The organism is Neolewinella aurantiaca (assembly GCF_008014675.1).
In the GTDB taxonomy this organism is placed as follows: domain Bacteria; phylum Bacteroidota; class Bacteroidia; order Chitinophagales; family Saprospiraceae; genus Neolewinella; species Neolewinella aurantiaca.
In genome coordinates this window covers 16,245-38,868 of record NZ_VOXD01000035.1, presented here as the reverse complement: position 1 = coordinate 38,868, position 22,624 = coordinate 16,245, and the positions used below count along the sequence as shown (strand labels likewise).

Annotated in this window: 20 protein-coding genes; 5 read left to right on the top strand and 15 right to left on the bottom strand. The window is 50.2% G+C overall.

Going from position 1 to position 22,624, the window contains the following annotated elements; all coding sequences use genetic code 11:
- Positions 1-61 precede the first annotated feature (61 nt).
- The 5 genes from FUA23_RS18455 to FUA23_RS18435 all read left to right on the top strand — a co-directional run bounded on the left by FUA23_RS18455 (position 62) and on the right by FUA23_RS18435 (position 3,663).
- The gene (locus tag FUA23_RS18455; RefSeq protein ID WP_246144357.1) at positions 62-919 is read left to right on the top strand and encodes a TerC family protein; all 858 of its coding nucleotides are present in this window, start codon (positions 62-64) and stop codon (positions 917-919) included.
- Positions 920-1,142: 223 nt separating this feature from the next.
- A complete protein-coding gene (gene fsa / locus FUA23_RS18450; protein ID WP_147932243.1) occupies positions 1,143-1,802 on the top strand; it encodes a fructose-6-phosphate aldolase in 660 nt (219 codons plus the stop codon).
- A gap of 197 nt (positions 1,803-1,999) precedes the next feature.
- Positions 2,000-2,362 (top strand): hypothetical protein, encoded by a 363-nt coding sequence (locus FUA23_RS18445; RefSeq protein ID WP_147932242.1) that lies wholly within the window; start codon positions 2,000-2,002, stop codon positions 2,360-2,362.
- Positions 2,363-2,445: 83 nt separating this feature from the next.
- A complete protein-coding gene (locus tag FUA23_RS18440; RefSeq protein ID WP_187271125.1) occupies positions 2,446-2,946 on the top strand; it encodes an NADPH-dependent FMN reductase in 501 nt (166 codons plus the stop codon).
- 141 nt (positions 2,947-3,087) lie between these two features.
- Positions 3,088-3,663: a DUF937 domain-containing protein gene (locus FUA23_RS18435; RefSeq protein WP_147932240.1), complete on the top strand. Its 576-nt coding sequence runs from the start codon at positions 3,088-3,090 to the stop codon at positions 3,661-3,663.
- A 137-nt stretch (positions 3,664-3,800) separates the two neighbouring features.
- Here FUA23_RS18435 and FUA23_RS18430 read toward each other — a convergent pair whose 3' ends face one another.
- The 15 genes from FUA23_RS18430 to FUA23_RS18360 form a co-directional block, all read right to left on the bottom strand.
- Positions 3,801-4,538, bottom strand: a complete 738-nt coding sequence (locus FUA23_RS18430) for an SDR family oxidoreductase (RefSeq protein WP_147932239.1) — start codon at positions 4,536-4,538, stop codon at positions 3,801-3,803.
- Positions 4,539-4,547: 9 nt separating this feature from the next.
- Entirely contained in the window at positions 4,548-5,333 is a 786-nt protein-coding gene (locus FUA23_RS18425; RefSeq protein WP_147932238.1) for a haloacid dehalogenase type II, read from the bottom strand.
- A 51-nt stretch (positions 5,334-5,384) separates the two neighbouring features.
- Positions 5,385-5,987, bottom strand: coding sequence for a TetR/AcrR family transcriptional regulator (locus FUA23_RS18420; protein ID WP_147932237.1), 603 nt, complete (start codon positions 5,985-5,987; stop codon positions 5,385-5,387).
- Positions 5,988-6,361: 374 nt separating this feature from the next.
- Complete coding sequence (locus FUA23_RS18415; RefSeq protein ID WP_246144356.1) at positions 6,362-7,468, bottom strand: DUF2911 domain-containing protein; 1,107 nt, start codon at positions 7,466-7,468, stop codon at positions 6,362-6,364.
- Between the two features lie 291 nt (positions 7,469-7,759).
- Positions 7,760-8,179 (bottom strand): cytochrome C oxidase subunit IV family protein, encoded by a 420-nt coding sequence (locus tag FUA23_RS18410; RefSeq protein WP_147932236.1) that lies wholly within the window; start codon positions 8,177-8,179, stop codon positions 7,760-7,762.
- Between the two features lie 116 nt (positions 8,180-8,295).
- Positions 8,296-9,270, bottom strand: a complete 975-nt coding sequence (locus FUA23_RS18405; protein WP_147932235.1) for a cytochrome c oxidase subunit 3 — start codon at positions 9,268-9,270, stop codon at positions 8,296-8,298.
- A gap of 65 nt (positions 9,271-9,335) precedes the next feature.
- Positions 9,336-9,926, bottom strand: coding sequence for a cytochrome c oxidase subunit 3 (locus tag FUA23_RS18400; protein ID WP_147932234.1), 591 nt, complete (start codon positions 9,924-9,926; stop codon positions 9,336-9,338).
- 11 nt (positions 9,927-9,937) lie between these two features.
- On the bottom strand, positions 9,938-10,849 hold the full coding sequence (cyoE, locus tag FUA23_RS18395) for a heme o synthase (protein WP_246144353.1): 912 nt from the start codon (positions 10,847-10,849) through the stop codon (positions 9,938-9,940).
- 23 nt (positions 10,850-10,872) lie between these two features.
- Positions 10,873-12,723 carry a cytochrome c oxidase subunit I gene (locus tag FUA23_RS18390; RefSeq protein WP_147932233.1) on the bottom strand — a complete coding sequence of 617 codons (1,851 nt, stop codon included), beginning with the start codon at positions 12,721-12,723 and terminating at the stop codon, positions 10,873-10,875.
- A 34-nt stretch (positions 12,724-12,757) separates the two neighbouring features.
- Complete coding sequence (locus FUA23_RS18385) at positions 12,758-14,293, bottom strand: OmpA family protein (RefSeq protein ID WP_246144351.1); 1,536 nt, start codon at positions 14,291-14,293, stop codon at positions 12,758-12,760.
- Between the two features lie 132 nt (positions 14,294-14,425).
- Positions 14,426-15,823: a hypothetical protein gene (locus tag FUA23_RS18380; protein ID WP_147932232.1), complete on the bottom strand. Its 1,398-nt coding sequence runs from the start codon at positions 15,821-15,823 to the stop codon at positions 14,426-14,428.
- 57 nt (positions 15,824-15,880) lie between these two features.
- Positions 15,881-16,783 carry a c-type cytochrome gene (locus FUA23_RS18375; RefSeq protein ID WP_147932231.1) on the bottom strand — a complete coding sequence of 301 codons (903 nt, stop codon included), beginning with the start codon at positions 16,781-16,783 and terminating at the stop codon, positions 15,881-15,883.
- 196 nt (positions 16,784-16,979) lie between these two features.
- Positions 16,980-17,525 carry a DUF3341 domain-containing protein gene (locus FUA23_RS18370; RefSeq protein WP_246144350.1) on the bottom strand — a complete coding sequence of 182 codons (546 nt, stop codon included), beginning with the start codon at positions 17,523-17,525 and terminating at the stop codon, positions 16,980-16,982.
- Between the two features lie 69 nt (positions 17,526-17,594).
- Entirely contained in the window at positions 17,595-19,073 is a 1,479-nt protein-coding gene (nrfD, locus tag FUA23_RS18365) for an NrfD/PsrC family molybdoenzyme membrane anchor subunit (RefSeq protein ID WP_147932229.1), read from the bottom strand.
- A 174-nt stretch (positions 19,074-19,247) separates the two neighbouring features.
- A complete protein-coding gene (locus FUA23_RS18360) occupies positions 19,248-22,544 on the bottom strand; it encodes a TAT-variant-translocated molybdopterin oxidoreductase (RefSeq protein ID WP_147932228.1) in 3,297 nt (1,098 codons plus the stop codon).
- Between the last annotated feature and the right edge of the window lie 80 nt (positions 22,545-22,624).

Genomic DNA, 22,624 nt, shown 5'->3' with positions numbered 1-22,624 from the left:
CCAAGCGGACGGTTTCTGCCCGTCGATAAGCTTCAACCACACGGAAATACCTACTAGTAATATGTTTCTATTCGATATGCCTGACTTTGCCAGTGGCGCGGTATGGCTCTCTTTGCTCACCCTCACTTTCCTCGAGATCGTTCTGGGTATCGATAACATCATCTTTATCTCCATTGCTTCCGGCAAGTTAAAAACAGACGCCGAGCGCAAGAAAGCAACCAACGTTGGCCTGATTCTGGCGATGGTTCTTCGGATCGTTCTTCTGTTCGGTGTTTCTTTCCTCGTTGCCATGAACGAATCATTTTACGACTTCGACTGGGGTTGGTTCAAAGGCGGCCTTAGCGGACAGGCCATCATTCTCGTGATCGGCGGAGTTTTCCTGCTCTATAAATCCACATCCGAGATTCACCACAAACTGGAAGGCGACGAGCATACGGAAGGAGACCCCGGCGTTGGCAAATCAGTCGGTGCCACGCTGCAGTCGGTGATCGTTCAGATCACCATTATCAACCTGGTTTTCTCGGTAGATTCTATCCTTACGGCCATTGGTATGACGAATGGCCTGGAGGGTGCGCTGCTGATAATGATCATCGCCGTTGTCGTATCGGTAGGTATCATGATGGCATTCGCCGTACCGGTGGGCAATTTCGTGAACCGTAACCCGACCATCCAGATGTTAGGCCTTGCCTTTCTGATCCTCATCGGCTTCATGCTCATCGTGGAGGGAGCCCATCTCGCACACTTTGAAGTCTTCGGCTCCGAAGTTGGTACCGTTCCTAAGGGTTATCTGTATTTCGCCATCGCATTCTCTCTACTGGTTGAATTCCTGAATATGAAAGTTCGTCCGGGTCCAAAAGAAAAACAGGTACGTCTGAATACCTACTCGGAAGAGGCTGCAGCTCCAACTACCGATAAGTAAAGGTCGCCTGGCTCCGCCTCAAATTCGGACGCAATAAACCCGCAGAGCGCACATCTTTACCTTTTTCAGGTTAACTAAATAAGAAGTCTCACGCGATGCACACGGTTGCGGAGCAAATACATTGCTTAAACTGTAAACAAAGTCTCTGGCAAGGTGTATTTTTGTATGTGCAGAAGCGTGAACTAACCTTCTGCACCAATCACAAAATCAAAAACAACTCAGCATGAAGTTCTTCATCGATACTGCTAACCTCAACGACATTGCCGAAGCCGAATCTCTCGGTATTCTTGATGGTGTAACCACCAACCCCAGCCTGATGGCCAAGGAAAAAATCAGCGGGGACAAAGCCGTGATGGCTCATTACAAGAAAATCTGTGACATCACCAGCGGTGACGTCAGTGCCGAGGTCATCAGCACTGATTTCGAAGGCATGAAAAAAGAAGCCAGTGAGTTGATCAAGATTGCCGATAACATCGTGATCAAGATTCCGATGATCCGCGAAGGTGTAAAAGCTCTTGCGTGGTGTACCTCCCAGGGCATCCGCACTAATTGCACACTCGTTTTCAGCCCCGGGCAGGCAATCCTTGCCGCCAAAGCGGGTGCTACTTACGTTAGCCCGTTTGTCGGTCGTATCGACGACATCGGCTGGGACGGCATGCAACTGATCGAGGAGATTGCCGAGATCTACGAAGTGCAGGGTTACGAAACTGAAATTCTTGCGGCGTCTATCCGTAATGGCAAGCACATCATTGAGGCGGCGCGCGCAGGTGCAGACATCGTTACTTGTGGGCTCAGTGCCTTCGAGAGCCTTCTGAAGCACCCACTCACGGATATCGGCCTCGAAAAATTCCTCGCAGACCACGCTAAAGCAGCGGGCAAGTAATACGATAAGCACATCGCTTAACACTTATCAGCGCCCTCGTCCCCACCCCCGGAGACGGGGGCGTTCTGGTTCTGTCCGGGCCTCCGGTTTTAATTCTCATCTCCGGGCACATTTATCATAAAATAAATCTTCTATTTCCCAATATCCCCCCTATTATTGTCTCGCCATTTATTGAAAACCTACAACTCCCCTAATCCATGAGCAAACCCCGTGTAATCAAAAACTATGAGAAGCTTGACGATGAAGTCCTGGAGCAGATCAAGTTGTTCTACCCGGAAGGCTTCGCCTCTTCCCTCATTCGGTTCACCGATGTAAACGGCCGCTTAACCAGTGCCCTTCCCTTCGAAACCGAAGAGAAGTACTACCTCATCCGGATGACCAAAACCGAAGCACTCGAGATCATCGATGACGACGACGATTACGACGACGACGGCAACCTGCTGGATGATGTTCGTGATGAATACGCCGATAAATATGACGACGACGATATCGAAGAAGCTGATATCGACCCCGATGAACTCGCCGATGACGATGACCTGTCCAGTGACGATGAGGACTAAGCATCGCTACTGATTCGTTTGGGTAACCGAAGGGAATTCCACGCTATCGGGGATGCCGCCCCCCGGAACAAACAATCATGCTTATGCTGCTCCTCATTTCCGGATCTCCTCATCCTCAGAGCGCGAACTCCCGGTTTCTCAACGGAATAGGAAAGTTGCAGCCTCGCCCCGTACGAAGCACGGATTACCTTGCCGACCTCCCCGTCTTTCAGCCGGGCCGTGATACAGCCCCCTGGCCGGAGCCTGTATTACGTTGGCGCTCCGATGTCGATCAGGCAAGTGCGCTCGTTTTCGCTACCCCCGCTTACCTCCACAACATTCCCGGGGTACTTAAGAACGCGCTCGATTGGCTGGCTTCCTCCGGAGAACTCGATTCCAAACCCGCACTGGTGTTCACCTTTACTCCCAGGGCGCCGCGGGGCGAAAAAGCACGTCAATCACTGCTCTGGTCGCTGAGTGCCCTCAATGTTCGCGTAGTTGCCGAAGAAGGCTTTTACCAATCCGACATTAACTTCGGCAACGGTGGAGAAATTCTTCCGGGGGAAGAAAGAGAAATTTTATCTGAAGCGTTACTCTTATTATAAGGTGCCGAAAATGCAGATTAAACCAGAAAAAGCTCTTAAAGCTACTTTAGAGTGTGACCAAATGGAAATATCTGCGTCAAACCAATAGTTAACAGGCTTGGCGTATTGTCAGGCTCACCATCAAAAAAATACATTACAACTATGTTAGACTCAATCATGGACGCCGTTAAAGGCCAGGTAGTATCCGCCATCTCCGAAAAAACCGGACTCGACATGGGCCAGGCTGAACAAACGCTTCCTATCGCTAAGGAATCTATCACCGAAGGCATCATGGGTGCCGTTTCCGGAGGAAACGTAGACGGAATTCTTGGTATGCTGAGCAGCGCAGTTGGTGGTTCAGACACCAGCGACAGTGCAGCTGGCGGCGGTCTTCTCCAAAACATGGTGTACAAAGGCATTGCTGGCAACTTCATCAGCAACGTTACCAGCAAGCTTGGCCTTTCTGAAGGCGTTGCCGGAACACTTTCCAGCGTGGCCCTTCCGATGATCATGAACAAGATTGGTGGTGCCACCCAGGCAGCCGGTGATACCGACGGTATCGACGCAGGCTCAATGATGGATGCTCTCGGTCTTGACGCAGGCAGCCTCCTCGGTAACCTCACTGCCGGTGCTGAAGGTGGTGCTGCTGACCTCCTCGGCCAGGCGGCCAACATGCTCGGTAAGGGCGAAGACAAAGCTGGTGGTCTTCTCGGTAAGATCGGCGGTATGTTCAAGTAAGCCTTTTTTGCGGCCACGTACCAACAGTACGATCGCTTCAAGAAAAAATTACAACTATACAGAGAAGGCGACTTTCCTCAGGGAAAGCCGCCTTCTCTTTTTCGGTTGAAGCCCAACAAACCGGAGCAATGATCTCATCAGACCAGCCCTCCGTTAGCGCCTATAACCTGTCCTGTGATCCACTTTGAGTCGTCACTGGCCAGAAAGAGAACAACCCTTGCAATATCGACAGGCTTTGCAATCCGGCCAAAGGCAGTCATAGAGCCCAGCTTATCCAATTGCTCCTGAGATTTACCGTCCAGAAAAAGGTCAGTTTCGGTGGGCCCGGGGGCAATAGCATTCACAGATATCCCCCTTCCGATTTCTTTGGAGAATACCCTGGTCATCTGTTCTACTGCGGCTTTTGTAGCGGAATAGACAGCGTACGTGGGAAACATCAATCTGGTAGTGCTTGAGGAAAAATTGACGATAATTCCGTTGTCCGCAAGTTTGCTGTCCGCTTCCCGCAGGGTATTGAAAGCTCCTCTGACGTTGACCTCAAACTGCTTGCTGAAGTCCTCATCTGTATGATCTTTCAATTTCCTGGAAATCATAATTCCCGCGTTGTTGATCAAGACATCGATTTTACCGAATTCTTCGAGCGATTTATCGAATAATGATGTCACTTCTTCCCGCTTGCTCACGTCCGCTTTGACTGCGATCGCCTTTCCTCCCGCACTGACGATCTCGTCTACGGTTTCTGCTGCCTCCTCCTCGCTGCTGGAATAATTGACTACAATCTTCGCCCCGTTCTTAGCCAGTAGCACAGCTACCGCCTTCCCGATTCCCCTGGAGGAGCCTGTAACGATGATTACTTTGTCCGTTAAATTAGCCATGGTTCAATTCTATTTTAGTGAAATCAATCGATTCGCAGTCAACTCAAGGTTCGCTTCGTTTATTTCCGGTGCCGGGGCAAGAGGATACAACTGGGCCCCCGGCCTGCTGATAAAGGCACCTCTCCAATTTGCCCATAGCGCACCCGCAATATCCCATCCATGAGCAGCAACCATCAGGCATTCCTCGGGAGCTACACCCATTTTCCTCGCGGCCCAGTCATAAGCATCCGTATGAGGTTTGTATTTACCTATGTCTTCAACACTCAGTCGCTCGTCGAAATACTCAGTCAGGCCCGCATTTTTAAACTGAGTCTCTACGCCAATATTGGAAGAGTTGGTGAAAGAAACCAATTTATAACCTGCTTCTTTCAGTCTGGTCAATGATTCTTTAACCTCCGGATGCGCAGGTATCGAACGAAGCGGAGGAAGGATTGCCTCTTTCGCTTCTTCTTCCGTGAGGGTGATACCATGGTTTGCAGCAACCATTTGTAATGCGGCAGACCCTATTATCCCAAAGTCGTTGTACTTCCGCCCCACTGTCGAAACAAGGGAATACTGAAGCATAGTCGTAAACCATAGCGGAAGTAACTCCTCGCGGTTACCCAATGCCGCGCCCACGCTTTTCTTCATGGTCGTAAGATCCAATAAAGTCTCGTTTACATCGAAGAACAATACTTTGGGTCGGGTACCGGAAGCCTCACCTGATTTCTTCGCAGCCATTCCCAGTTGGGGGCCAGCTGCTCCGATGCCCAGCATAGCTGTTTTTTTGATAAAATCTCTTCTCTTGGTTTTCATGTAAGGATATTTTGCAAAACATACTAAATGGTATGTTTTGGGGTAAAAAAATTAAACTTTGATTTGTTCCAGATACATCGAAAGGCCCTTCAGGTAATCTTCGAGGACAGAATCTTCGTGGTAAAGCTTCCGGATTCCTCTGATTCCCTCAAAAGCACTAATCAGATATATTGCAACTGCAGAACTTGAAACCTCACGCTTGATTTCGCCTGCCTGCTTCCCTCTTTCCAGCAATTGAATCAATGCCGACTTCCACTGCTCAATGATGTTCCTTAGTGCAGTTTGGTACACTGATTCATCGTTGCCAATTTCATTAATCAGGTTATTCATCGGACAGCCATTTTGCTTGTCGTAAAAAGGGAAGGCCCTCAGCCTGTCAATGAATACTGACTCAAGGAGTTCCAGCGAATTACCAGGTCTGTTCAAAGGAGAAATCATTCCATCTACAACCCGCTTCTGGACCTTCAGGCTGATAACTTCAAGCCCTAGTTCCTTCTTACTACCGTAATGATGGTAAAAAGCACCTTTACTCAAGTCGGTTGCTTTCATGATTCTGTCGATACTGGTATTCTTGAACCCGTTTTCATAAAACAAGTCAAAGGCTTTACTTATGATAAGCTGCTTAGTCAGCTCCGACTTCAATTCCTGTTTCATACTGCAAGGTAGCAAAACATTCTAACCAGTATGTTTATTGACCTGTTAATAGCTGTTAACGCAAGGCGCATCCGCCAGGTTCCCCTATCCTTTTCGATAGTTGTACAAGAGCTGATCAGTTTAAGGTCAGCCCTTTAACTGAGCGGTGATGTTAATTGTGAAGAAAACCTGTCTCATCAAAGATGAACACCGGGCTCCCCGGATGATAAAATTGCATTTAGGAGGTACCAATAAATAAAATGAGTCGTCCCGAATTCAGCTCCTGTCTGCTTAAGCGACAAGAGCGGGATTCGGAACGACTCAGATTGGGATTAAATAGCTATGCCTTCGGAAGGTTACTTCTGATAGCTTATCGAGAAGTCAGTTATCCTGTCCTACTTTCCACTCAATACGATTGGCAGACGCGCCATTGTATTCTCCCAACCTACTACCAGGTCGATATTTTTATTGTCCTTCTCAACAAAGGTCATTGACAGTGCTTCGAGTGTTTCGGGAGTCTTTTCGGTTTTTGCTTTAACTTTTACGACAACATCGTCTTCGTTGAAATTGGCATTGCCCCAGCTTTGAACGGCTTTATGGATGATGAACTCCCATTCCCCTTCATTGACGTCAGCAAAGAGGCCGTAACGACCAGCCTTCAGTTCTTTGCCTCCAACCATTACATCGTTGAAGAAGGTAACTTCCGTGGTTTGGTTCGCACCAACCCTCCAGGTAGATCCGTACTTAAGCAGTTCACCGAATATTTTGCGGCCCTTCATCTGCGGACGGCTGTAGACAACCCGTACCTGCGGCTCATTCGCTTCCAGTTCTTCCGGCTTAACGAGGTTACGCAAACGGCTCATTTCAGGGTACTGTACAAGATCCATCGGGCTGGCATCATCACCGGAAAATGAAGGTGGATTCATATTGATAGGCAGCATTGCCCGGGTATTCCCCCATTCCATCAGCATGTGAACGGTATTGTCATCAATTTCCTGGAAGCCGATCGAAAAGGATTCACGGCTGTTCGGCACCTGTACTACGGGGATTTCGACGTGTACGATATCCTTGGAAACATCGCGGTTATTCGTTCCTCCGATGAACCGCTCAGTCGACAGCTTGAACGTCCATTTTGTAGCGGAGTGCGGCTCGGCAAACATCGTGTAGGAACCAGGAGCAACGCGCACCATTCCAATTTCTACGGGCTGAAAGAAGGTAATTTCGGACGCTTCATTAGCGCCCAGGCGCCAATCTTTCCCGAAGGGAACGAGTTCCCCGAAAAGAGTACGGTCCTTTTTGAGCGGACGGCTGTAGAGGACCTTTATTTTTTGATCGCGGTCCGGGTCATCTGCATCCAGGTAATTTGCGTAAGCAGAACTCGCCGGGTAATGTGCTGCATCCAGAGGGCTCTTGTCGAGGCCTCCGAACTTGACTTCCTGAGCGGAGAGAGACAAGCCGGCAAACATGAGCAGGCAGCAGAGAAAAAAGTGGTTGGTTTTCACGTATTCTTGGTTTGGTTAGTGATCTGTCGCGAAAGTACTACAAATGTCAGACTCATAAACATAACAAAGTGTCACAAGTCGTTTCGTGACCATTTATGCGCGGCCGCAGGTGCAATAAAAGGATTAAGAAGCAGGTCGCGCCCTGCCTGAAAAAGATCATCCGGGCTGATACTGTTACCAGCCTCCCTTCCAACCGGCTACTGCACCTGCGTTCCCGCAATAAAAACGTCGCCACCGAATCAAGGATCCGATGGCGACGTTAAGTCTTCAAACAAAATTTGGAAGCTGCTACTATCCGATGATGTAGTCTTCGTCCGTAATTACCGTCCCTACCGGGTCTGCGGGATCGGTCTGAACTTCCATCCGGTTACGCTCCTGAATGAGTTCACGGTTTCCTTTCCAGGCACTACCCTCCCAGAAGAAAGCAATTACACCCCATAATAAGAGGAGTGTTGGCAGGAGAACACTCATTGCCAGCCCCTTCACCTCGTAGCTCATGTGCATGAACTCGTAGATGATAAAGTAGGCCTTGTAAATTGAAAGTACGATAATGAGAATAGCCAGGAGGCCGAACAGCCAGCCCATGTCCTTCGCCCAATCCTGAGCTTTGAGGAGAGAAAGAACTACCTCCACAAGAGTAACTCCCGCCAAAAGGCCAAGGCCTTTCCATACCGCTTTTGTCGATTCTTCGTAGCTAAGATGATCAGCCATGATTTTATTTTTAATCGGCGCTTCAGCCGAAGTTTTTTTTAAATAATGTCAAAGGAACTACCGATCAACTCGGGATCAAAAGTTCCAAATCAGCCCTCCCTTCCGGGAGGAAGGTTCTACAGGAGGTAAAATACCAGGAATACGAATACCCATACGAGGTCTACAAAGTGCCAGTAAAGGCCAATCTTCTCAACCATCTCGTAACCGTTCTTCCGTGCCGCGTAGACACCACTCCCTGCATTGATCAGAATGATGAGGAGGAAGATAACACCGGTGAATACGTGAAAACCGTGGAAGCCGGTGATACCGAAGAACAGGGCACCGAATGCAACCGGACCGAAGTCTTGAGTCATCGTCTTACCGGTATTATAACTGTCTTCTCCGGTAACCAGGTATTTACGGTGAATGTAACCGCGCTTATCAACCATGTAGCCGGGGGCATCGGTTTCTTCCGTAGGGTACGTGAAGTGATCGCCTTCGTATCCTTCACCGTGGCTTTCTCCGGCTTTGTGCAGGAGGTAAGTAGTACCAGCTTCTACAACTTCGTCAGTAGGTTCACCCGTGGCCGGATCGAGGTAGACTCCGTTCTCAGTGTAAGTACCGAATGGATTGGTAGTCACAGTCATGTGCTCTACGTTGATCAAGTTGTTCCACTCCCAGGCCTGACAGCCGAGGAACCCGGCACCACCAAGTACGGTAAGTAGCATCCAGAATACAACACCGCGCTTGTTCTCGCGTGCACCTTCCTGTACCGCACGTACCATTGTGCCCGAGCTGATGATCAGCAGGAAGGACATGAAGGTAACGAAGATCAACGGAGCGTGGCCTCCGGGGAACATTTCGTGGATACCAAAAGGAGCAGTAGCGAAAACTGCATCCGGAACGGGCCAGCTGGGGCTACTGATACGCAGCGTACCGTAGGCAATAAGAAAGCCAGCAAAAGTGAAAGCATCAGAAAGCAGGAAGTACCACATCATCAGTTTCCCGTAGGAAACTGCAAATGGTTTCTTTTTACCGCCTTCCCAACCGCCTTCGGGGTGGTGGTCGACGTGCTCGTCGTTTTCAACGTGAATGTCCGTAACTGCGGCCATATTGTGCGTATTTATACTCAGTTCAAAATCCCCACCAGAAGGGAGGATGTTCTCTTTAAATTCAATTAGCGTTGCAGACTCAGGAAGATAATTAGGTATATCCAGAGAATGTCAACAAAGTGCCAGTAAGTCAGCGTGAGTTCCAGGCGGAGCTGACGGGCCGGCGTTCTTTTTAGTTTTTGCGAAAAGGCAATCACGAGTGCGACGGCCATTGCGGCAATACCGCCAAGTACGTGTGCTGCGTGCAAGCCGCTAAGGGCGTACACAAAGCTGGTAGAAGGATTGATCTTAATGTCCAATCCCTGAGCAGCCATTTCTTCCCAGCCAAGCAACTGCAGAACGACAAATGCCGATCCTAACAGAAAGCTCAGGCTAAGTAAGCCTTTGTATGCTCCTGCTGCTTCTCGTTTGAAGGCAGCGTATGCGGCGTGCAAAGTTATACTACTTGCTGCGATGACCAAAGTGTTCACGTAGAAAATGGTTGGAATAGAAAATTCGAGCCAGTTACCCGCTGCACGGCGTACGATGTAGGCACTCGTAAGCGCAGTGAACATCATCACCAAACTTACAATTGACACCCAGAGAACCAGTTTCTTAGGATGTATTTTGTTATGGCGCGTTACGGCGCCCATGTCTTTTTTGATAGTTGTATCCATTGCACTCAATTTTATAAAAACTGCCGGCCGAGCCATAGCACTGTAAAGGCCAGGGGCAGGTAAGCAAAGGAGAAAAACATCATTCCCAGCGCGGTCTTACGTTTCGGGGCAGATTTGAACCCAAGGGCAAACCAAAGGAAAACCGCACTTAGCAAAATCACGACGATCGTTGCCCACAGCGAGGTCACCCCAAGCAAAAATGGAACAACTGCAAGTGGAAACAGTGCAATACAAGCCAGGACAGAATCCCGGCTCAACATATCTGTATCTACATCTCCGTTTTTCTCAGGAACAAGCTTAAAGCCCGCTTTTGCATAGTCTGCATAACCAAGATAGCCAATAGCGTAGAAATGAGGAAGCTGCCAAAAGAACTGAATCGAAAACAGCGTGATTCCAAGGGTGGTAATCATCCCTTCAGCTGCAGCGCAGCCGATAAGTGCCGGTAAGGCACCGGGGATGGCTCCCACCAGAATTGCAATCGGTCCTACCCTCTTGAGTGGAGTATAAACAAAGGCATAGCTAATCAACGATACCATTCCCAGGAATGCAGTCCAGGGATTGAAGAGCGCCAGAAGCGTTATCCCGGCAATGCTGGAGAATCCGGCGATGAGCAGCGCATCGCTGCTGCTTAGCCGCCCTTCAGCCAGCGGCCGGTTTTGCGTCCGGACCATCATCTTATCATAGTCCTTCTCCAGCAACTCATTCAGAATGTTAGCTGCTGCTGTAGTAAGGAAGCCTCCGGCGGTGAGCACACATACTGCCCACCAACTGAAGCTGCCAGCACCGAGGGCGACAAGGTAGGCCAGCACTGAAGAGAGCACTACCGTAGCCGACAACCGGAATTTCACCAGTGCCCCAAGGTCATTCAGCCTTCCGGCGATGCCCTGAGTATTGTTCCGACTTGTAGTAATCTGCTCTTTCACGCAGGAGGTTCTATTGGTTTGAATTAGTGTTCCGCAGACTCGTTCTCTCCGATTGGCTCAACCTGAGTGATGAAGTCACGACCGTCTTTACCGTAGTCGTAAGACCAACGCTGAACGGTAGGAAGTTTACCTGGCCAGTTTCCGTGGCCTGTTTCGATCGGAGTGGTCCACTCAAGGGTGTTCGCCTTGTATGGGTTCATTGTTGTCAGCTTACGTCCTTTCCAGATGCTGTAGAAGAAGTTGATTACGAACAAAATCTGGAAACCGAAGGTGATGATCGCCGCAATTGTGATGAACTTATTGAGTTCAGCGAAGTGCATGAAGGTCTCGAATGTATCGAATCTGAAGTAACGACGCGGTACACCGGCCATACCCAGGTAGTGCATTGGCCAGAACACACAGTAAGCTCCGATGAGCGTACCCCAGAAGTGGAATTTACCAAGCGTCTCGTTCATGAAGCGACCGTACATTTTCGGGAACCAGTGGTATACACCAGAATACATACCGAAGAAGGCAGCAACACCCATTACGATGTGGAAGTGAGCAACTACGAAGTAGGTATCGTGAAGCTGAATATCGAGTGTAGAGTTACCAAGCCAGATACCGGTAAGACCACCAGAGATGAACATCGACACAAAGCCGATGGCAAACAAGCTGGCCGGATTAAAGCGAATGCTACCTCCGTAGAGTGTCGCAATCCAGTTGAACACCTTAACCGCCGAAGGAACAGCAATAATCAAGGTGAAGATTACAAAGAAGTTAGCAATGAACGGGTTGACACCAGACATGAACATGTGGTGGGCCCAAACGATAAAGGACAAGAAGGCAATCGCGAGGATCGAGAAAACCATGGCCTTGTAACCGAAGATCGGCTTGCGGGCGTTTACAGAGAGTACCTCTGAAACAATACCCATCGCGGGGAGAATAATGATGTAAACCTCCGGGTGACCAAGGAACCAGAACAAATGCTGGTACAGGATCGGGCTACCACCAACGTGATCAAGTGCCTGACCACCGATGTAAATATCCGAGAGGTAGAAACTGGTACCGATACCACGATCCAACATCAGAAGGAAGAATGCAGATACGAGTACAGGGAACGACAGCAGACCAATGATGGCAGTTACGAAGAAAGCCCAAATCGGCAGCGGAAGACGCCACATGGTCATTCCTTTGGTCCGCAGGTTAAGGACAGTAGTAATATAGTTGACACCACCAAGCAGCTGAGAAACAACGAAGAAGACCAGAGAGATCGTCCACAACGTCATACCCGCTTTAGAGCCATCCATCGCTTCCGGCAACGCCGACAACGGAGGGTACGCAACCCAACCACCCGCAAACGGGCCGGTGCTGAGGAACAGCGAAGAGAACATCACCAAGCCAGAAAGGAAGAAGAACCAGTAGCTCAGCATGTTCAGAAGCGGAGAAGCCATATCCCGCGCCCCGATCATCAGTGGAATGAGCATGTTGGAGAAAGTCCCCGACAAGCCAGCCGTAAGTACGAAGAATACCAGAATGGTACCGTGCATAGTTACGAGGGCGTAGTAGAAGTCTTCCTGAAGTGTACCAATGCCATCAGCATTTACGGATATCCACTTACCGAGCACTGGTTTGAGCCAGGCAAGGCTTTCCTCTGGAAAACCGAGTTGCATCCGGAAAACCAAGGACATGAGACCACCAATGATAGCCCACATCATTCCTGTAATCAGGAACTGCTTGGCGATCATTTTGTGATCCATGGAAAAGATATAGTGCGAAACGAAGTTCGACTGGTACTTGTCTCCATGATGGTGCTCGTGGAAGTGGTCGTCGTAACCCAGTTCCTGGATCAGACCCTCCTCACGGGTAGTCGGAGTAAAAATTGCTGTAGCCATGATGTTCAGCTTTAAAAAGTTCTCTCTGGATAGTTTACTTGGATGGGGTGGAATCCATCATTACGGGCAACGCAGGTAGTTCACCACGCGTTACGTATAGTTCTGTTCGACGGTTGGCCTGACGACCCTCAGCAGTACCATTATCAGCAACCGGAACGGTAGAACCGAATCCGGCACTAGTCATTCGTTGCGCATCGATACCGCCTTTCAGTAAGTAAGACCGCACCTCGGATGCACGCCGCTCCGATAATGTATAGTTAGCTGTGGCGTCTCCGGTGCTGTCAGTATGTCCCTTCAGCATGACGTTGACGTCGGTATTCTTTTTCAGGAAGTTGATCGCGTCGTCTAACTGGTATGAACTCAACTCGGTGAGTTGGGCGCTTCCGGTCTCGAACGTCACGTACTTCAGGATGAGCGTGTTGTCATCGTCTTCCGGGGTTTCCAGGGCAGTGTTGGCTTCCTGAATAAACTCCTGACGACGCTGTGTAATTTCCGCAGGGAAGAGGATGTTTCCGTTCGGGTCACTCTCCGTTCCACGAATTGTCGAGAGGTAGTAAGACTTCTGCTCCGCCAGCCACTCTTCGTACTCATCCTCCTCGAGGATTGTAACTGTTTTTTTCATAGACCAGTGCCCCTTACCACAAAGCTCGGCACAGGCCAATTCCATGTTTGCGGTTTCCCAGTACATCTTCTCAGGATCTGTTATCGAAGGAATCTGGTACTCTTCGTACTGGCTCAATTCTTTGCGCCATTCCTTTGTCGTTTTCGTAGGAGTGAACACGAAGAAGGTCGGCAGACCAGGAACAGCATCCATCTTAACCCGGAATTGGGGAAGGTAGAAATCGTGAAGTACATCACGAGCAGTAATACGTACGCGGATTTTCTTGTTTACTGGCAGAACGATCTGACCAACGTGAATATCATCAGCATTTTTGAGATCGGTCCAGTCCTGACCGAAGGGGTTATTTCCTTCGATAAGCCGGAAGTTGGTACGTCCCAGCAGGCCATCATCGCCAGGGTAGCGCAGCTGCCAGGCAAACTGGTAGCCGTTAGCTTCGATTTCCATGTAGTCGTCGTCGGCTCCGACATCTCCCATAATGGTATTCCATGCATCCAAACCACCAATCACCAGAAAGGTCATAACGATAGCGGGGATACCCGTCCACACGATCTCAAGAGTGTTATTGTGTGAAATGTACTGTGCTTTTTTGCCTTCCTGCTTACGGTACTTGTAGGAGTACCAGAACAAAAGGATGTGCGTAATCACGAATACGATGAATGTAATGACAAAGGTCAGGTTCATCATGCCGTCAATCAAACCACCATGCTCCGAAAGCGAATCGTTCGGGCCGTAACCCAACATGTAGTTTTTATAGTAAACCATGGACGCCACGGTAATGACCAGAAAGGCAACCAAAAATACCAACAGGTAGTATCCTGTCATTTTGGTATTCCGTGCATCCACTTCTTCTTCACCACGCATTTGCTTGGCCAGATCACGCACGCGGGCGATCTGAACGATGATCAGGAGCAATAGCGCAATACAGATAAGTACGATTAATGTAGACATCAGCTTTAAGTTAGCTTATTTTCAAAATCCGGAAGTATGATCTTCAGGACTCACGCAAATTTAACGAGGGAACACCATTTGTGTTAAACAGAAAGGCAATCTTTAGACTGAGTCTAAATAGCCAGACATCTGCTAGGTGTGGTGGTGCAGACTCTCTTCGAAGTAAGGATCTTTTTTCGGCTCCAGTGGTGCCTTGGAAAGGGAACTGAGAACGAAGAACAGGAAGCCTCCGAGGAAGCCGAGGAAGATTCCAATCTCCAGCAGACCGGGGACGGTGTAACCAGCTTTATAAGGGAGGAATACCCGGGTACTCACCCGTTCCTCTCCATGAGCAGCTTCGTGACCATCGTGGCCAGTAGTAGCGTGATCACCAGCGTGACCATCATGTCCCGCAGCAGCATGGTCATCGCCATGACCGGCGGTATCCATCGTTGCGTGTTCACCTTCTTCGTGGTGCTCACCTCCTTCATGGCTCATGTGCGTCAGCGTTTCACGCGCTGCCGGCTTGATCATGTTGAAGTAATCGAACCAGTGGCCGAAGAATACAATTGCAGAAGCAAAGAACAGTGTACCGAACTTACGCTTGGTGTCGTTCCGCATCAGGATGAAGAACGGTGCAATGAAGTTGAGCAGCAGGTTGCCCCAGAACAGTACCGGATAGTTATCCATCCGTGTCCGGAAGTAGATTGTCTCTTCACCGACATTGCCGTACCAGATCAACATAAACTGGCTGAACCATACGTAAGTCCAGAAGATAGAGATCGCAAAGAGGTACTTACCGAGGTCATGGAAGTGCTCAGCGTTGATTCCGGGAAAGTAGCCACGGCTCTTGAGGTAAATCAGAATCATGATGGTCAGTGCCGTCATCGCCACGAAAAGCGATGCAGAAGCGTACCATGCAAACATTGTAGAGTACCAGTGAGCATCGAGAGACATGATCCACTGCCAGATACAAGCCGCGGTCGTGAAACCAAGGATGATCAGGAAGGGAGCTGCGTACTTTTTGATGCGTGCGTGGTGTACATAAGCGGTTGTTCCGTTCTTATCCTCGTCAATACTGATTTGGCGAATGCGGCTGATAAAGAAGTACCACACACCCATGAAGATGACCGTAGCACCAGTGTACCAGTATTTATTGAGGAAAGCTGACTTATGGTTCAGAATTGCGTCTGTTTCAACCGCTGCAGTATCATTCCAATGGTACAGGTGGTGCGAATGCGTGAACAATCCGACAATGATGATGCCCATGAGAAAGAGGCCCGGAAGCAAGAACATACCGAAGCTTTCCCAAAGACGCTTGAACTGCACAAACCAACCAGCGTAAGCGGTGGTGAATGCTGCGTAGGCAAAACATGCCATAAAGGAGATACCGACAAAGAACACTGAGTTGTGCAGTAGGTTCGTCCAAAAGCGCATGTGGTGCCCTTCGCCACCATCTACAAAGTAGCTGATGATCAGCAGGACCAATCCGAAGATTGCGGTACCACCTGTGACTGTTTTCGCTCGGGATGAGAATACAAAGTTCTCCATCTGTTATTATTATTTCGGGCCCGAAGGCCTAAGTTTCTTAGTTGGGTGGTCTGGTTCTTACTTTTTGCTGTGGCCTGCGGCTTCGCCGGAGTGGTCATCACCATCGCTGTGGTGCTCACCTTCTTCCATTACTTCGTGCGTCGAAGGGATGCTTTGTCCCGTCAGGCTTTCAAAGTTACTTCCTGGCGTTCCGAAAGAGGCGTTGAACGTATTTGCCATTGGCGAATATTCCTTTTCCTGCTTCTTGGCCTGCATTTCACGGATGTAGTGAATCACCTGCCAGCGTTCTTCGTAGTTGATTTTATCGGCGTAAGCTCCCATCGCGTTGTAACCGTACATAATCGCGTTGTAGTAACGACCGTTGGAAGCAGCGATGAACTCGTCGTTCATGAAGTTCGCCGGAGCCAGTGGGTACTTGGCGTTGGGGTTTTGCTCCTCGTCGTAGAGGTAGCCCAATCCGTCACCGCCCATTCCGTGGCAAATACCGCAAAAGATGTTGTACAGGTTGCGACCACGGGCCAATCCTTCTTCCGTGATCGGGAAAGGATTCTCCTGAAGTTCAGCAATTGCCTGGAGGCGACCTTCGGGTGTATTGTCGTAGTAATAAGGAACGGAACCGTTGGTCGGCACACTGATGGCGCTCATATTATTGGCGTCAACCATGCTTCCACGCATCATCAATGCTTCATCGATGCTTTTCGGTGCCCGCGCACCGGCGTAGCCGCGTGGTACAGTACCAGCAGGAACCGTACGGGGGTAAACCAGCTTAGCAAGTTCTACCGTAGACTCTTCGTCCCAGGTATTATAGTAGTAGTAATTATAGGTATTCGCCTCTACAGCCAGCGAGTGGGCCATGTCGGGCATGTACTCACTTCCGGCGAAATTTTCATCCGGGTAAGAACAGGCAGTCAGTACAACGGCCAGAGTGAGGGACAATACCAGTACGCGCAAATCTTTCATGCTATATACTTCGATGGAGATCAATGCTACTCCGTTTTTATTTAAGTTTCTTCGGGCGCGGCCGCAGGATGCCGTGAACGTTAAAAGGCTGTGGATTCATAACGATTTCCCTATCCTTTCTCTGCACCTGCGTCATCGCCCCAAGGTGATGTGGCTCCGGTGCTTGTTCGTAAACGTGCGCCGGAAAAGCTGTTCCTTAAACCGGGACAACTTTGGTGTGAACACTTTCAGCTCCGGTCTTGGTGAAATAGCCTTTCAGCTTTTCAACCGCTTCGCTGCCAAGGTCAGTAGCGTCAAAGGCGATACAGAACTTATCGTCTGTGATCCGGTCGTGCAGGCGGCGGGGTTCCGCGCCGGGGCCGAGACCACAAATGATATAAAATACAAGTACCATACCTACAGCGGCAAAAAGTACTGTGAGCTCGAATGTGATCGGGATGAAGGCGGGAACAGACCAGTACGGCTTACCACCAAAGATGATCGGCCAGTCACGGGTGAAAACCCACGTCATGAATCCGAAACCAAACAGACATCCGATACTTCCGAAGATGAAGCCAGCGATGTGAAGACGGCTTTCTTCCAGACCGAGTAGCGGATCAAGTCCGTGTACGGGGAAGGGCGTGTACACATCGTCGATATCGAGATGATCAGCGTTGGCCGCTTTTACCGCATCGAGCAGTTTCTCTTCGTCGTCGTAGAGCCCGAAGAGGATGTTGCGTTCTGTTGACATTAATTCTGCCATGATTAATTATTGCTAGCGGGTAGTCCGCTCTTTTTATTGTTGAGACAAAGTCAGGCTCTGTCCGGACTGCTAGTGGATCTCGTTTTCGTCTTCCTTGGTATGCGCCGAAGTTCCGGCAGCATGATCGTTGGCAGCGGGCACGTGCTCAGCCGCTCCCGCATGGTGCGGGTGGTGGTGAGCCTTATCGCCGATGTACTGATCACCAGATGTCTTCAGAATACTCTTAACCTCGGCAATTGCTACTACCGGAGCCACACGGGTGAAGATCAGGAACAAGGTGAAGAACAGTCCGATTGTACCGATGAAAATGATAATCTCAACCCAGGTTGGAACGTAGTAAGACCAGCTTGAAGGGAGGTAATCACGCGCAAGGGTCGTTGCGATAATCACGAAGCGCTCGAACCACATACCGATATTGATGAAGATCGACATGAAGAAAGTCCAGAACAGGCTCCGGCGAATCTTCTTGCTCCAGAAAATCTGAGGGCTGATTACGTTACAAAGCATCATACCGATGTAAGACCAGTAGTAAGGGCCGAGTACACGGTTGAGGAAGGCGAACTGTTCGTAGATGTAACCGGAGTACCAGGCGATGAAGAGCTCGGTGAGGTAAGCAACACCAACGATCGATCCTGTGAGCAGGATTACTTTGTTCATTGATTCTACGTGCTCCAGGGTAATGTAGTCTTCCAGGTGCAGCACCTTACGGGCAATCAACATCAGAGTGAGTACCATCGCGAAACCAGAGAAGATGGCTCCCGCTACGAAGTAGGGAGGGAAGATGGTCGTGTGCCAGCCGGGGATTACGGAAGTTGCAAAGTCAAAGGATACAATTGTGTGTACAGAAAGTACCAGTGGTGTTGCAAGACCTGCAAGGATAAGGGAGAGGCTCTCCCACCGTTGCCAGTGCTTCGCCGAACCATTCCAGCCGAAGGAAACGATGCTGTAGATTTTCTTACGCATGCCCTTAGCCCGGTCACGAACAGTGGCAAGGTCAGGAACCAGACCAGCATACCAGAACAGGAGAGATACGGTGAAGTAAGTAGAGATCGCGAATACATCCCAAAGCAGCGGTGAGTTGAAGTTCACCCACAGCGGGCCCCGTGTGTTGGGATACGGGAAGATGAAAATCGCCAGCCAGAGACGCCCCATGTGGATGAGCGGGAATTGCCCCGCGCACATTACGGCGAAAATCGTCATGGCTTCTGCCGCACGGTTTACACCGGTACGCCATTTCTGACGGAAAAGGAGAAGGATGGCCGAGATAAGCGTACCGGCGTGACCGATACCTACCCACCAAACGAAGTTGGTAATGTCCCATCCCCAGTTGATGGTACGGTTAAGGTTCCAGGAACCGATACCGACCCACACCGTCCAGGCTACGCCAAAGGCGAACATACCCAGGCAGATCACCGAAATGATGAAGGTGATTACCCAGCTAAGCGAGGGGGCCGTTTCCGTCGGGCGGCAAATGTCCTCCGTGATCTGATGGTAGGTTTTACTACCCGTGATCAACGGCTTACGAACGGGGGCTACATGTCCACTCATATTTAAATTGATATGCGATATACAATCCGGGATATTTCGTTGGCGATGGCATCTCACCTACTGCTTATCCGTTCTCGATTATCATTTACGTTTATCCGCCAGGGCGGTATTCTTAATTTTGATGCAAAGTGCTGCAGGCAATCATCAATCACCGGTAGCAAACCGCATATTTTTTTAGGCTTCCAGTTCCTCAATCGGGTTGTGAACGCGCGCAGCGTAAAATACACCAGGCTGAGTGTTCACTTCCTCGAGAGCGAGGTAGTTCAACGGATTGGTGAGCTTTCCAGCAACGTCACCCTGTTTGTTGTTACGGTCACCGAAGGTGATCGCACCAGTTGGGCAGGCTGTCTGGCAGGCTGTACGAACATCGGAGTCGCGCAGCGGGCGCTTTTCGATCTTCGCCGCAAGCTTACCTTCCTGAAGGCGCTGAGCACAGAAAGAACATTTTTCGATTACACCGCGGCTGCGAACAGTCACGTCCGGGTTCAGTACCATCCGGGTCAGGTTATCTGCACCAAAGGCCATTTCTTCATCCTGAACACTTGGCTCATTGGAAGAGAAAAGGTCACCAGTGGTGAAATCAAGCCAGTTGAAGCGACGCACTTTGTACGGGCAGTTGTTGGCACAGTAACGGGTACCGATACAACGGTTGTAGATCATCTGGTTGAGACCTTCATCGCTGTGCTGGCTTGCGTTTACCGGACAAACATTCTCACAAGGTGCATTGTCACAGTGCTGACACATCATCGGCTGGTAAACAGCGCGTGGGTTTTCGATATCACCGTAGAAGTAACGGTCGATACGCATCCACTTCATTTCGTGGTGGCGCCATACCTCGTACTTGCCTACAATCGGAACGTTGTTTTCAGCGACACAGGCTACTTCACACGCGGCACAACCGATACAGGCCGTAAGGTCCACGTGCATTGCCCACCAGTGTCCCTGGCTGTAGACTTCCTCTTTGTACTCATCGTAGGGGTACAACGTTTGGTCGTTCAGGTGCTGAGCGTGCTCACGCTTGTGAGAGATGTGATCTTTCAGTTCACCCAGTTCATTGAACGTACCCTGGAAGATGATGGAGCGGTCCACAAGACCACCCTGCATACCTTCCCCAAGCTCCATTACCGTCTTTTCATCAACGTTGTAAGGCTTGATGTACTGTTTGTCCTCTTCGGCCGGCTCTTCGTAGGTGATTTCACCGTTACGACGATCGTACCATGCCATTTTACCGGATTCGTCTTTAGTGGTCAGTCCCATGGTGTGGTGGTACTGAACACAGGCGAATTCATTCTCCACATCAGTAGCTCCGGAAACTGTAGCCTGATCAGCGAAGTACTGAACGTAACCGTCCTTAACGGGTAACCATGGGTAAACGTTGATTCCAACGTCGTGACCGATAGCGCGGCCGGAAACTCCGGTTACCTTACGACCGTAGCCGAGAGCAAGACCAAAAGTTTCGGGCAACTGGCCAAACTGACGTACAGCGGTAACCTCTTGTGGCGTTCCGTTAACCGTGAGGGTCACGATGTCGGCTTTGCCTTTGTATTCTTCGTTATTCAGATCCTGGTAAGCAGTGTAGCTATTTCCGCCCTCCCAGCTTACGGGGATGGTGAGGTAGTTGCCCCAAACGGTCCGGGTAACCGGGTCTGGAACCTCCTGCAGCCATGGGTTATTGGCGTAGACACCGTTACCGATGTTAACGGTTTCGAAGAAGCTTACCTCCTGGCCGGTACCCGCCGGGGTTACCTGACCGGAAACCGAGCCATTGTAAGTAGCTGCACCAGCACCTCCGGTAGCAGCAGCGGTGTTCACATCCAGTGTAACCACACCGTCCTGCAGCGAGCTGTCCCAGAAAGCACGGAAAGAAGTGAATCCGGATTGAGCACCAAATGCAGTTGCTTCCCAGTTGCCGGCAACGAAATCCATGTATGGTTGCTCGGCATCAGCTTTCAGTTTAGCCGACTTGGCCCAGGTCAGGAGGCTTTCTCCCTCCTGGCGTGTACCGTGGCGACCAACGCTGGCAAAGATCGGAGTGATGGTAGGCTGAATAAGGCTCAGTTCGCCTTCAACTGCCTCGACATCGCCCCAGCTTTCCAGGTAGTGATGGTTTGGAGCTACGTAAGCACACTGAAGTGCCGTTTCGTTAGGAACTCCACTCATAGAGACGGAGACCTTTGCTTTGCTCATGCCTTCGGTAATCTGCGCAGCCCACGGGTTGTCCCAACATGGGTTAGCACCGTCGAGTACGATGACCGCGTCTACGGCTCCTGCCGTGAGGTCTTTAGCGAACTTCGCAATGGCTTTATCAGAACCCTTGCGCTGCATGCTCCACCGGTCGGTGGTAATGGTGCTGCCGTAAGCGCCGATGGCGTTGTTGATGGCGTTGACCATTTGCTGTTCCGCGAGGTTATTGCTACCGCTTACAACGAGACCACGACCGCGGTTACGCTTCAGCTCGGTAGCTACAGCTTCGATTTTTGCTTTGGTAGCCGCAGGAAGAGTAGAGTTACCACCACCAACGATTGCCCCGTAGAGAGCGGCGATGGCCTGTCCTTGCTCAGACGGCTTAACCAGGATGCGGTTATCGGCATTCGAGCCCGTAAGGCTCATCGCTGATTCAACCTGAATGTGGCGGCTCATTTTCTTGCCGCTCGTCTTACGCATTTTAGAGTAGTCGCGGGCAAACTGGACCGGGCTAACCCAGGTACCGAGGAAATCACAGCCGATGGCCACGATGACTTCTGCTTTGTCGAAGTGGTAGCTGGGAACTGCACGCTTACCGAAATCGGCTTCGTTGGCGTCAAGGAGAGCAGCACTTGAAACCGGATCGTACTGTACGAGCGTTGTGTTGGTAAAACGGCCCTTAAACTCTTCGACAGCTGCGAGAAGCGATGGGCTCATTACGGTGTGAGAAACGATACTTACCCGTGAGTTAGCTGGCATTTTAGCCGTAATCTCAGCGTCGATCACATCCCAGCCGTCGTTTTCAGCGTGGTTCTTTTTAGATACAGCCTTTCCATCAACGACACGGTATGGTCCGTCAAAACGGCTGGTGTCGTAAAGTCCGAGGACAGAGGCCTGAACCCGGGCGCTGGTCCCACCACCGGTGATGGGACTCATGCTGTTACCTTCAACCTTGATGGGGCGACCTTCCCGGGTCTTGACGAGTACGGGAACGTAATCGCCACCCTGAACGAAGGTAGAAGCGTAATAAGTAGCGACACCCGGTACGATGCTGTCCGGCTTAGATACGTAAGGGATTGCCTTACGTACGGGGATATCACAGGAAGCAATAGTGGCTGCGGTCATACCGAAACCAAGGTACTTGAGGAAGTCACGACGGCTCGATTCAAGACGTGGGCTTTCAGCGGCCTCGGGCATCCCGATTTCGTTGTCCGTTGCTTTGATGTACTCCGGGCTGGACTCGAGTTGATCGGTACCTAACCAGACTTTTTTGTTATTCTTGCTCATTCCCTGGGGAAGTTATATTCTTAATGGAGTAGCTCGGGGAGGTCTAGCCTGCGAGCTAAAAAACTTAAAAGTACTAACGG

What these genes read in the sequence shown, in the direction of transcription:
- nrfD (WP_147932229.1), bottom strand. Translation starts at nt 19,073, where the DNA reads ATGAGTGGACATGTAGCCCCCGTTCGTAAGCCGTTGATCACGGGTAGT.
- FUA23_RS18375 (WP_147932231.1), bottom strand. Translation starts at nt 16,783, where the DNA reads ATGAAAGATTTGCGCGTACTGGTATTGTCCCTCACTCTGGCCGTTGTA.
- FUA23_RS18370 (WP_246144350.1), bottom strand. Translation starts at nt 17,525, where the DNA reads ATGGCAGAATTAATGTCAACAGAACGCAACATCCTCTTCGGGCTCTAC.
- FUA23_RS18385 (WP_246144351.1), bottom strand. Translation starts at nt 14,293, where the DNA reads ATGTCTACATTAATCGTACTTATCTGTATTGCGCTATTGCTCCTGATC.
- FUA23_RS18400 (WP_147932234.1), bottom strand. Translation starts at nt 9,926, where the DNA reads ATGGATACAACTATCAAAAAAGACATGGGCGCCGTAACGCGCCATAAC.
- FUA23_RS18435 (WP_147932240.1), top strand. Translation starts at nt 3,088, where the DNA reads ATGTTAGACTCAATCATGGACGCCGTTAAAGGCCAGGTAGTATCCGCC.
- FUA23_RS18455 (WP_246144357.1), top strand. Translation starts at nt 62, where the DNA reads ATGTTTCTATTCGATATGCCTGACTTTGCCAGTGGCGCGGTATGGCTC.
- FUA23_RS18360 (WP_147932228.1), bottom strand. Translation starts at nt 22,544, where the DNA reads ATGAGCAAGAATAACAAAAAAGTCTGGTTAGGTACCGATCAACTCGAG.
- FUA23_RS18440 (WP_187271125.1), top strand. Translation starts at nt 2,446, where the DNA reads ATGCTGCTCCTCATTTCCGGATCTCCTCATCCTCAGAGCGCGAACTCC.
- FUA23_RS18380 (WP_147932232.1), bottom strand. Translation starts at nt 15,823, where the DNA reads ATGGAGAACTTTGTATTCTCATCCCGAGCGAAAACAGTCACAGGTGGT.
- fsa (WP_147932243.1), top strand. Translation starts at nt 1,143, where the DNA reads ATGAAGTTCTTCATCGATACTGCTAACCTCAACGACATTGCCGAAGCC.
- FUA23_RS18410 (WP_147932236.1), bottom strand. Translation starts at nt 8,179, where the DNA reads ATGGCTGATCATCTTAGCTACGAAGAATCGACAAAAGCGGTATGGAAA.
- FUA23_RS18425 (WP_147932238.1), bottom strand. Translation starts at nt 5,333, where the DNA reads ATGAAAACCAAGAGAAGAGATTTTATCAAAAAAACAGCTATGCTGGGC.
- FUA23_RS18445 (WP_147932242.1), top strand. Translation starts at nt 2,000, where the DNA reads ATGAGCAAACCCCGTGTAATCAAAAACTATGAGAAGCTTGACGATGAA.
- FUA23_RS18405 (WP_147932235.1), bottom strand. Translation starts at nt 9,270, where the DNA reads ATGGCCGCAGTTACGGACATTCACGTTGAAAACGACGAGCACGTCGAC.
- FUA23_RS18430 (WP_147932239.1), bottom strand. Translation starts at nt 4,538, where the DNA reads ATGGCTAATTTAACGGACAAAGTAATCATCGTTACAGGCTCCTCCAGG.
- FUA23_RS18420 (WP_147932237.1), bottom strand. Translation starts at nt 5,987, where the DNA reads ATGAAACAGGAATTGAAGTCGGAGCTGACTAAGCAGCTTATCATAAGT.
- FUA23_RS18390 (WP_147932233.1), bottom strand. Translation starts at nt 12,723, where the DNA reads ATGGCTACAGCAATTTTTACTCCGACTACCCGTGAGGAGGGTCTGATC.